Source organism: Paracoccus haematequi, assembly GCF_900631945.1.
Classification (GTDB): domain Bacteria; phylum Pseudomonadota; class Alphaproteobacteria; order Rhodobacterales; family Rhodobacteraceae; genus Paracoccus; species Paracoccus haematequi_A.
Map to the genome: position 1 here is coordinate 111,437 of NZ_UZWE01000018.1, position 9,000 is coordinate 120,436.

The 9,000-nt window shown below is 69.5% G+C and carries 11 protein-coding genes; 5 read left to right on the forward strand and 6 right to left on the reverse strand.

All coding sequences use genetic code 11. The annotated features are described in order from the left end of the window. The first annotated feature begins 33 nt into the window (after positions 1–33). From PARHAE_RS02325 to PARHAE_RS02335, 3 genes are read left to right on the forward strand one after another with little or no spacing between them, the layout of a single operon-like run. Positions 34–660 (forward strand): GntR family transcriptional regulator, encoded by a 627-nt coding sequence (locus tag PARHAE_RS02325; protein WP_126152989.1) that lies wholly within the window; start codon positions 34–36, stop codon positions 658–660. A gap of 43 nt (positions 661–703) precedes the next feature. Then, positions 704–1,288: a DNA-3-methyladenine glycosylase family protein gene (locus PARHAE_RS02330; RefSeq protein WP_126153008.1), complete on the forward strand. Its 585-nt coding sequence runs from the start codon at positions 704–706 to the stop codon at positions 1,286–1,288. Then, positions 1,285–1,935 carry an alpha/beta hydrolase gene (locus tag PARHAE_RS02335; protein WP_126152990.1) on the forward strand — a complete coding sequence of 217 codons (651 nt, stop codon included), beginning with the start codon at positions 1,285–1,287 and terminating at the stop codon, positions 1,933–1,935. The genes PARHAE_RS02330 and PARHAE_RS02335 overlap by 4 nt, the downstream gene beginning before the upstream one ends. A gap of 52 nt (positions 1,936–1,987) precedes the next feature. Here the strand turns inward: PARHAE_RS02335 and PARHAE_RS02340 are convergent, their stop codons facing one another. Further along, on the reverse strand, positions 1,988–2,413 hold the full coding sequence (locus tag PARHAE_RS02340; protein ID WP_126152991.1) for a VOC family protein: 426 nt from the start codon (positions 2,411–2,413) through the stop codon (positions 1,988–1,990). 185 nt (positions 2,414–2,598) lie between these two features. On the opposite strand from PARHAE_RS02340, the gene PARHAE_RS02345 reads away from it, so the two are divergent. Next, the gene (locus PARHAE_RS02345) at positions 2,599–3,198 is read left to right on the forward strand and encodes an HNH endonuclease (protein ID WP_126152992.1); all 600 of its coding nucleotides are present in this window, start codon (positions 2,599–2,601) and stop codon (positions 3,196–3,198) included. Positions 3,199–3,202: 4 nt separating this feature from the next. Here the strand turns inward: PARHAE_RS02345 and PARHAE_RS20945 are convergent, their stop codons facing one another. Next, positions 3,203–3,376: a hypothetical protein gene (locus PARHAE_RS20945; protein WP_164555113.1), complete on the reverse strand. Its 174-nt coding sequence runs from the start codon at positions 3,374–3,376 to the stop codon at positions 3,203–3,205. A 94-nt stretch (positions 3,377–3,470) separates the two neighbouring features. Next, on the reverse strand, positions 3,471–4,346 hold the full coding sequence (dapA, locus tag PARHAE_RS02350) for a 4-hydroxy-tetrahydrodipicolinate synthase (RefSeq protein WP_126152993.1): 876 nt from the start codon (positions 4,344–4,346) through the stop codon (positions 3,471–3,473). A gap of 111 nt (positions 4,347–4,457) precedes the next feature. On the opposite strand from dapA, the gene PARHAE_RS02355 reads away from it, so the two are divergent. After that, positions 4,458–6,512, forward strand: coding sequence for a lytic transglycosylase domain-containing protein (locus tag PARHAE_RS02355; protein WP_126152994.1), 2,055 nt, complete (start codon positions 4,458–4,460; stop codon positions 6,510–6,512). A gap of 3 nt (positions 6,513–6,515) precedes the next feature. Here the strand turns inward: PARHAE_RS02355 and PARHAE_RS02360 are convergent, their stop codons facing one another. From PARHAE_RS02360 to PARHAE_RS02370, 3 genes are all read right to left on the reverse strand, one after another. Further along, positions 6,516–7,082: a dual specificity protein phosphatase family protein gene (locus tag PARHAE_RS02360; protein WP_126152995.1), complete on the reverse strand. Its 567-nt coding sequence runs from the start codon at positions 7,080–7,082 to the stop codon at positions 6,516–6,518. A gap of 35 nt (positions 7,083–7,117) precedes the next feature. Beyond that, positions 7,118–8,086, reverse strand: a complete 969-nt coding sequence (locus tag PARHAE_RS02365; protein WP_420899379.1) for a DMT family transporter — start codon at positions 8,084–8,086, stop codon at positions 7,118–7,120. 79 nt (positions 8,087–8,165) lie between these two features. Continuing rightward, positions 8,166–8,954, reverse strand: a complete 789-nt coding sequence (locus PARHAE_RS02370; protein ID WP_126152997.1) for an inositol monophosphatase family protein — start codon at positions 8,952–8,954, stop codon at positions 8,166–8,168. Between the last annotated feature and the right edge of the window lie 46 nt (positions 8,955–9,000).

Consider the following 9,000-nt stretch of genomic DNA (forward strand, 5'->3'; position numbering starts at 1 on the left):
CAATCGCCCGGCGCGCGGCCAATCGTGCGGACCATGAAAGACGCATATTCCCTGATCCTGGCCGCGATCGAGGCCGGCACCTATCGCCCCGGCGACCGGCTGGTCGAATCCGAACTGGCCGAACGCTTCGGCGTCAGCCGCACCCCCGTGCGCGAGGCGTTGCAGCGGCTGGAAACCCAGGCGATGCTGGTCCGCGACGGGCGCAGCCTGATCGTCGCATCGCTGGACCACAACCAACTGGCCGAGCTTTACACCGTCCGCGCGGAACTGGAGGCCCTGGCCGCCCGCCTTGCCGCCCGCCACGCCACGCCCGAGGAGGTGCGCGTCCTGGCGCAGATGGTGGCCGACGACCAGCGGGCCGTCCGCGACCCCGAGGCCTTGGCCCGCGCCAACAAGCGCTTCCACCACCAGATCCACCTGGCGTCCCACAACCGCTATCTGGTCCAGCAGCTTGACCTGGTGCACCGGACCATGGCGCTGATGGCCAAGACCTCGCTTGCCGCCGAGGGGCGGGGGGAAACCGCGCTTGCCGAACACAAGCGCATCGTCGATGCGATCGCGGCGGGCGACGGGGCGGCGGCGGACAGGGCGCTGCGGCAGCATATCTCGATGGCCTGGGAAACGCGGCTGAAGCTGGAGGCCGCGGTGGACCGTGACTGACGCCCCGCGCCTGATCCGGACCGCCGGCGACCTGGCCGAGGGGATGGCCCATCTGGTCGCCGTCTGTCCGGTCTGGGCACGGGTCGCGCCGGATCTTGGCGCCCTGCCCCTGCGGCGGCGCCCCGACGGGTTCGAGGCCATCGCCCACGCCATCGTCGGCCAGCAGATCTCGGTCGCGGCGGCGGATGCGATCTGGGCGCGGATGGGCGCGGCGGGGCTGCTGACGGCCGACGGCATCGCAACGGCGGACGAGGACGCGTTGCGCGCCGCGGGCCTGTCGCGACCCAAGGCGCGTTACCTCAGGGGGATCGCGGCAGCGGGGCTGGACTGGGACGGCCTGCGCGCCCTGCCCGACGACCAGGCCATCGCGGCGCTTGTGGCCCTGCCCGGCATCGGCGTCTGGACGGCGGAAATCTATCTGAAATTCGCGCTTGGCCGGGCGGATGCGTTCGCGGCGGGCGATCTGGCCCTGCAAGAGGCCGCGCGGGCGATGTATGGCCTGGACGCCCGACCCGGCCCCGCCGCGCTGCGGGCGATGGCGGAACCCTGGCGCCCCTGGCGCGCGGTTGCGGCGCGGGGCCTGTGGGCCTATTACCGGCTGGCCAAGGGCCGCGAGGGAGTGTCATGAGCCAGTTGAAATCCGCCCGCAAGGGACCGTCCAGGGCCGATGCGGTCGTGGTCTTCCTGCACGGCTATGGCGCGGACGGGGCCGACCTGCTGGGCCTGGCCGACCCGCTGGGACCGCATCTGCCCGGCGTGGCCTTCCATGCCCCCGACGCTCCGGAACGCAGCGTCAACAATCCCTTCGGGTTCCAGTGGTTTCCGATCCCCTGGCTGGACGGTTCCACCGAGGCGCAGGCGAAGGAATCGATGGAACGATCCATCGGCTTGCTGAACGGCTGGCTGGACAAGGTTCTGGCGGACGAAGGGCTGACCGCGGACCGGATGGTCGTGGTGGGCTTTTCCCAGGGCACGATGATGGCGCTGCATGTGCTGCCGCGCCGGGACCAGGCGGTCGCCGGGATCGTCGGCTTCTCGGGCCGGTTGCTGGCCCCCGACCTGCTGGCCGAGGCGAAGGTCAAGCCGCCGGTCCTGCTGCTGCACGGCGATCAGGATCCGATGGTGCCGTTCCAAGACATGCAGCTTGCCGGAGAGGCGCTGGAGGCGGCGGGTTTCACCGTCTATGGCCATGTGATGAAGGGTACCGGGCACGGCATTTCCCCCGATGGGCTGTCGGTGGCGCTGAGCTTCCTGAAGGATCGGCTGGGGAAATAAGGCGGGGGCTTCGCGCCCCCGCACCCCCGCGGGATATTTCCGCACAGAAGATTTAACGCCAGATCGCCGGGTCGGCGAGTTCGATCGAATTGCCCGCCGGATCGCGCAGATAGATCGACCGCGCGCCGTTCGGCCAGGAAAAATCGGCCTCGATGGCGATGCCATGGCCGGTCAGGTGGCGGCGCCAGGCATCCAGATGGCCGGGGTCCACGGCCAGGCAGAAATGGCCCGGTCCCCGCGCGCCGTGCGGCGGCACCGGCAGGCGCGCGCCGGGCTTCGGCGGCTGTTCGGTGGCGGCGGGGTTGAAGACCAGCAGAACCTGCGACGGCGTCACGCGAAAGAACACATGCCGCCCCGGCACGGCCTGGAACGGCGCCAGCCCCATCACGTCGCGCCAGAAGGCTGTCGCGGCGTCCAGATCCTCGGCGTAGAGGGCGGTTTCCAGCGTGCCAAGCACGGGGGGCGTTCGGTCCGTCATGATCCGCAGACTGCCAGCGGCGCGGGCGGAAGGCAATTGTCATGGCCTTGTCACCATCCCGGATTATTCGATCCGCAGACCGGACAGATCCGGGGGCTTGCCAGATGCCGGACGCGATATATAGTCGAAGCCACGGATCTGACGGGGCGCCCCCGGCCACCCATGGGGGCAGGCGGGAAGGCAACATGCTGGATCAGCGACACCAGACGGATTTTCGAACCCAGTTCGTGCGAGAGCCTGCAGGCCTGCGCCATTATCCGGCCCTGGTGCTGAACGCGGATTATCGGCCGCTATCCTATTATCCGCTGTCGCTGTGGCCTTGGCAGGAGGCGGTCAAGGCCGCCTTCCTGGACCGCGTGGACATCATCGCCGAATATGACGAGGTGGTGCGAAGTCAGCGCCAAGCGTTCCGCCTGCCCTCGGTCGTCGTTCTGAAAGATTACGTCAAACCCCAGAAGCGCGTGGCCTTCACGCGCTTCAATCTTTTCCTGCGGGACGAATTCTGCTGCCAGTATTGCGGGCACAAGGGCGACCTGACCTTCGACCATGTGGTGCCCCGGTCGCGCGGCGGCGTCACCAGTTGGGAAAACGTCGTCGCCGCCTGTTCGCCCTGCAACCTGCGCAAGGCCAACCGCAGCCTGCGCCATTCGGGCATGAGCCTGCGCCGCAAGCCCCGCCAGCCGTCCCCCGAGGAGATGCACGCGGCAGGCCGGCGCTTTCCGCCGAATCACCTGCACGACAGCTGGATGGATTTCCTGTACTGGGACGCCGAACTGGAAAGCTGAGGCGTCAGGCGTCGTGATCGTGCCGGTCGCCCTGCGCCAGATGCAGCAAGGCGGCCCCGGACAGGGCGATCAGCGCCACGGCCACCGCCGGAACGCCCGCCGCGAAAGAGGCCCACAGCGTCAGGGCAGCGACAAGAATGACTGCGGCGATCAGGATCAGGAAATGCGGCAGGGGCATGGCGGACGTCTCCTCGACCCCAATATGGGGCCGGGGAACCGCTTTGAAAAGACGATGCGGTAAATGCGCGCGAAAATGTCGCGCGCCTTCGCCGTCAGGTCAGCCCGGCATGGGCCAGCGCCGCGTCGATCAGGCGGCGGGTCGGTTCGGTCAGCGCCACCAGCGGCAGGCGCACCCGTTCGTCGCACAGGCCCAGCCGCGACATGGCGTATTTCGCCCCGACCAGGCCCGGTTCGACGAAGATCGCGATATGCAGCGGCATCAGCCGGTCCTGGTATTCCAGCGCCTTGGCGTAATCACCCGCCAGGGTCGCGTTCTGGAATTCGGCGCAGAGCTTCGGCGCGACATTCGCGGTGACGCTGATGCAGCCCACGCCGCCATGGGCGTTGAAGCCAAGCGCGGTGCCGTCCTCGCCCGACAGCTGCACGAAATCGGGGCCGCAGGTGATGCGCTGCTGGCTCACCCGCTCCAGCTTGCCGGTGGCGTCCTTGACGCCGACGATCGTCGGCAGCTTCGCCAGTTCGCCCATGGTTTCCGGTGTCATGTCCACGACCGACCGGCCGGGAATGTTGTAGATGATGATCGGCAGGTCGCTGGCCTCGGCCAGGGCGGTGTAATGGGCGATCAGCCCGGCCTGGGTCGGCTTGTTGTAATAGGGCGTCACGACCAGGGCCGCGTCCGCGCCGACCTCGGCCGCATGGCGGACCAGGCCGATGCCCTCGCGGGTGCTGTTCGACCCCGCGCCCGCGATGACCGGGATGCGGCCGTCCGCGGCGCGCACGACCTCTTCGATCACCAGGCGGTGTTCGTCATGGGTCAGGGTCGGGCTTTCGCCGGTGGTGCCGACCGGGACAAGGCCGTGGCTGCCCTGGTCGACATGCCAGTCGACCAGCTTCTTCAGCGTGTCCAGGTCCAGTTCGCCGTCCGGGGTGAACGGCGTGACCAGTGCGGGCAGGGATCCCTTGAACATGACACGCTTCCTTGCAGAGAGGTATGGATTGGGCGCCTGATAACGGGCCTGCGGGAACTTGCCAAGGATGTGAATTGCGTCCGGGCCGTGGGACGGCGACACAGGACGGTGATGCGACTTCTGCGCGACATGCTGGCCGCCGGGCTGCTGATGCTCGCCCCCCTTGCCCCGGTTCGGGCCGAGGATGCGGGCGCGATGGCCCTTGCCCTGTCGGCGGCGGATGCGAAGGACTGGGTGACGGCGCGGGACGCCGCCCGCCGGTCGGGCCCGATGGCCGAGGCCCTGGTCGGCTGGCAGGCCCTGCGCGGTGGGCATGGGGACATCGGCGCCTATATCGACTTCGTGCGCGCCTATGGCGACTGGCCGGGGCTGGCCCTGCTGCGCGAACGGGGCGACGCGAAACTGCGCCCCGACCTGCCCGCGCAGGACATCCGCGACTGGTTCGGCGACCGCCTGCCCGACACGCTGGCGGCCGAGAACGCCTTTCTGGCGGTGCTGGACCCGGCTGCCGCCCGCGCCGAACGCGCCCGCTTCTGGACCACCATGCCGCTGACCGCGCCCGAGGAAGCCGCCTTCCTGGCCGCGCATGGTCCCGAACTGACGCCGCTGCTGACCGCGCGGGCTGTGGCGATGCTGGACCGGCAGGACTGGGCGCAGGCCGAACGGCTGCTGCCCAGGCTGCCCGAACCCGACCGCCCGCTGCTGGCCGCGCGCATCGCCCTGCAAGCCGGGCGGGCCGGGGTGGACGACCTGATCCTGGCGCTGCCCGACGCCGCGCGCGCCGATCCGGGCCTGACGCTGGACCGCTTCCTGTGGCGGGTCCGCGCCAAGCAGCACGAAGGCGCGCAGGCGCTGATGCTGGACGCCTCGACCGATGCTGCGGCGCTGCGCGTCCCAGAGGCCTGGGCGCAGATGCGGGTGGATTACGCGCGCATGGCAATGCGGGGGGGCGACTGGGCGCGGGCCGAGGCCCTAGCGCATCCGCATTTCCTGCCGCCGGACAACCGCCATTACGCGGATCTGGAATGGCTGGCCGGCTTTGCCGCGCTGAAGCAGGGGGCCGGGGACCGGGCACTGGCGCATTTTCGGCATCTGGAAACCGTCGTCGGCAGCCAGATCAGCAAATCCCGCGCCTTTTATTGGCAGGCCCGCGCGCATCAGGCGCTTGGCGACGCCGCGGCGGCAGAGGCCGCCTTTGCGCAGGCGGCGGCCATGCCCGGCACCTATTACGGCCAGCTTGCCGCCGAGCAGGTCGGGGCGCCGATGCCCGCCGATTATGCCGCCCCCGGCCCCCTGCCCGACTGGCGCGGGTCGTCCCTGGGCCATAGCAGCGTCTTCCGCGCCGGGCTTTGGCTTCTGGCGACGGGCCGCGCGGACGAGGCGCAGCGGTTCTTCCTGCACCTGTCGGAAACCGCCGATCCGCAGGACACGCTGCGCATGGCCCGCCTGATGTCCGAGGCCGGGATGCCCTGGCACGGGCTGCGCCTGTCGAAACGCGCGGCCGACAAGGGCGTCATCCACCCGGCGGCGCATTTCCCGATGACCGGCTTGCAGGACGGCGACCACCAGGTGCCGCCGGAACTGGTGCTGTCGATCGCCCGGCAGGAATCCGAATTCAACCCCGCCGCCCGCAGCCCGGTCGGCGCGCGCGGCCTGATGCAGGTGATGCCCGCCACCGCAGAACAGATGGCCCGCCAGATCCGAGAGCCCTTCGACTTGGCGCGGCTGACGGCGGATGGCGACTATAACGCCCGGCTGGGCGCGGCCTATCTGGCGGGGCTGCGCGACCGCTTCGGCGCGTCCACGGCGCTGACGGCGGCGGGCTACAATGCCGGGCCGGGGCGTCCGGCCCGCTGGCTGCGCGATTTCGGCGATCTGCGCCGCGACATGGACCCGGTGGAATGGGTGGAACTGATCCCCTTCGACGAGACCCGCAACTATGTCATGCGCGTGACCGAGGCGATGCCGATCTATCGCGCCCGCATCCACGGCGAACCCGCGCCCATCGTGCCGACCTGGGATTTGACCGGCGGCGGGCTGATGCCGCCCCCGGTGGCGCGGCTGACGCTGGCCCTGTCGGCGCGCCCGATGGAAAAGCCCTTCATCGGGCCGCGGCTGCCCGCAGGATGGCTGCCCCCGGCCGTCGAGGAAGCGGCGGCGCGATAGGCCCTAGCTGTCGGGAAAGCCCAGCCAGGCCTCCATCTCCTCCCATGTCGTGTCCATCGCCCAGGCCTTGCTGATCCAGGGAATCCCGACATGGCCATAGGCCAGCGACAGTTGCCATTCCGCCGCCGCCTCGCCCCGCCCCTCGATCCCCGCGACATACAGCGCCGAGGCCAGCCCGGTGCGGTCGGCGCCGCCCATGCAGTGGATCAGCAGGGGCTTGGGCGCGGCCCTCATCACCTCGATCAGCGCCATCACCTGCGCCTGGTCCAGCTCCTTGCTGGCGGACATGCGAAAGTCGATATGCCGGATGCCAAGATGGTCGGTCAGGGCCAGTTCGGTTTCATACCAGTCAGCGCCCGCGTTTTCCCCGCGCAGGTTCAGAACGCTGGCGATGCCGTATTCGCGCTTCCACCGCGCCAGGGCCTGGCCGTCCATCTGGGCGGCGCGGTAGACTTGGCCGGGGCTGACCTCGTGGAAATTCCCGCTGAGACGCAGGAACCCCAGCCAGGCCGCCGTCGCGAACAGCAGGACGGCCAACCCCAGACCCAGCCGCCTTGCCTTGCGCCCCATGCCACACCCCTGAAAACCCGCTTCTTTCTAGCGGCCTAGGACCGGCCTGCGTCAATGGATTTCTGCCGCGCGCGCCACAACGTGAACAGCCCTGCCGCGACCACGATGGCGGCACCAATCGCCACGTTCAGGTGCAGCACCTCGGCGAAGACCGTGACGCCGATGACGCTGACCCAGACAAGCTGGGTATAGGCGAAGGGTTGCAGGGCAGAGGCCTCGGCCAGTTCATAGGCGCGGATCAGCAGCCAATGCGACGCGATCCCGCAGGCGCAGAGCAGCGCCATCCAGATCCAGTCGGCGGGGGCCAGCCATTCCCACTCCCGGATCCCCAGGATCGTCACCGTGACCGCCCCGGCGATGCCGGTCCAGAAAAAGCTGACCTGGGCCGGATCGTCGCGCGACACATGCCGCGTCAGCAGCCCATAGACCGCAAACAGCAGCGCGCAGGCGAAGGCCATGCCCGCCCCCAGGTTCAGCGGGGTTCTGCCGGGCCGCAGGATGATCAGGATGCCGACGAAGCCCACGCCGATGGCCGTCCAGCGGCGCCAGCCGACCTTTTCGCCCAGGATCGGCCCGGACAGCGCCGCGACCAGCAGCGGATAGGCGGTGAAGATCGCGTGCGTGCCGACCAGGCCCAGGCGGACAAAGGCCTCGATCATGATTGTGGCCTCGATCACCAGGATCGCGCCGCGCAGGATCTGGGTCTTGGGCCGCCTGGTGCGGATGGCGCGGCGCAGCCCGCCCGGCTGGCGCGAGACCAGGGCGATCACGAACAGCGCGAACACCCAGTATCGCAGCATGACGATCAGGACCGGCGGATATTCGGACCCCAGCACCCGCGAAAACGCGTCCTGGACGGCGAAGATCAGGCTGGTGGCGCACATCAGCAGGATGCCCAGGCCGGTCCGGTCCCTGGCGCCCTGCGTCACCGGCGGAATCGGCGGCGGCGCGGCCGCAGCCGCCGCCGAGGCGGCGTAAGGCAATGGATCCTGATCGTCTGGCACGGCGCGTTCCCTGGATGGGTCCGCCATGCACCCGTTTCCGCCCCAAGGTCAAGGCGGCCCCGCCCTGCCGGGGCGCAAATCAGTCGCGGCTGCGGATGATCTTGGCCAGCGGTTCGAACACCTGGGTGTTGGCGGCGATCAGGCGGCCCGATTCCAGCGGGTCGTCCCCGTCGCGGATGCCTTCGACAAAGCCGCCCGCCTCGCGCACCAGCAGGATGCCCGCCGCCACGTCCCAGGGCTTGTTGCCGCGTTCCCAATAGCCGTCGTATCGCCCCGCCGCCACATAGGCGAGATCCAGCGCCGCCGATCCCATCCGCCGCACACCCGCCGTCAGCGGCATCAGCCGCGCCAGATCCTGCAACGCCGCAGGCAGCGGACCGCGCCCGGCAAAGGGAATGCCGGTGGCAAACAGCGATTCGTCCAGCCGCCGACGCCCGGAAACGCGCATCCGCTGGTCGTTCATGAAGGCGCCGCCGCCCTTCTCGGCCACGAACAATTCGTCCTTGGCCGCGTCGAAGATCACGGCGGCGACGATTTCCTTCTTATGCTCCAGCGCGATGCTGATCGCCCAATGCGGCAGCCCGTGCAGAAAGTTGGTTGTCCCGTCCAGGGGATCGACGATCCAGCGGCGGGTCGGATCCTCGCCCGCTTCCTCGCCGGTTTCCTCGCCCAGCCAGCCATAGTTGGGACGCGCGCCGCGCAGTTCGTCCTTGATGATCCGCTCGGCCTCCTGGTCGGCCTTGCTGACGAAATCGCCCGCGCCCTTGACGCTGACCTGAAGGTTCTCGACCTCGCGGAAATCCTTGACGAGGCTGCGCCCGGCCTTGCGGGCGGCCTTGATCATGACGTTCAGATTGGCGCTTGCCATGGGATGCTCCGGGAATGGGGGTCGGGGGCGTCATAGGGGCAAGCGG

Coding starts and splice junctions, on each gene's coding strand:
- PARHAE_RS02325 (WP_126152989.1), top strand. CDS start 34: ATGAAAGACGCATATTCCCTGATCCTGGCCGCGATCGAGGCCGGCACC.
- PARHAE_RS02330 (WP_126153008.1), top strand. CDS start 704: ATGGCCCATCTGGTCGCCGTCTGTCCGGTCTGGGCACGGGTCGCGCCG.
- PARHAE_RS02335 (WP_126152990.1), top strand. CDS start 1,285: ATGAGCCAGTTGAAATCCGCCCGCAAGGGACCGTCCAGGGCCGATGCG.
- PARHAE_RS02340 (WP_126152991.1), bottom strand. CDS start 2,413: ATGACGGACCGAACGCCCCCCGTGCTTGGCACGCTGGAAACCGCCCTC.
- PARHAE_RS02345 (WP_126152992.1), top strand. CDS start 2,599: ATGCTGGATCAGCGACACCAGACGGATTTTCGAACCCAGTTCGTGCGA.
- PARHAE_RS20945 (WP_164555113.1), bottom strand. CDS start 3,376: ATGCCCCTGCCGCATTTCCTGATCCTGATCGCCGCAGTCATTCTTGTC.
- dapA (WP_126152993.1), bottom strand. CDS start 4,346: ATGTTCAAGGGATCCCTGCCCGCACTGGTCACGCCGTTCACCCCGGAC.
- PARHAE_RS02355 (WP_126152994.1), top strand. CDS start 4,458: ATGCGACTTCTGCGCGACATGCTGGCCGCCGGGCTGCTGATGCTCGCC.
- PARHAE_RS02360 (WP_126152995.1), bottom strand. CDS start 7,082: ATGGGGCGCAAGGCAAGGCGGCTGGGTCTGGGGTTGGCCGTCCTGCTG.
- PARHAE_RS02370 (WP_126152997.1), bottom strand. CDS start 8,954: ATGGCAAGCGCCAATCTGAACGTCATGATCAAGGCCGCCCGCAAGGCC.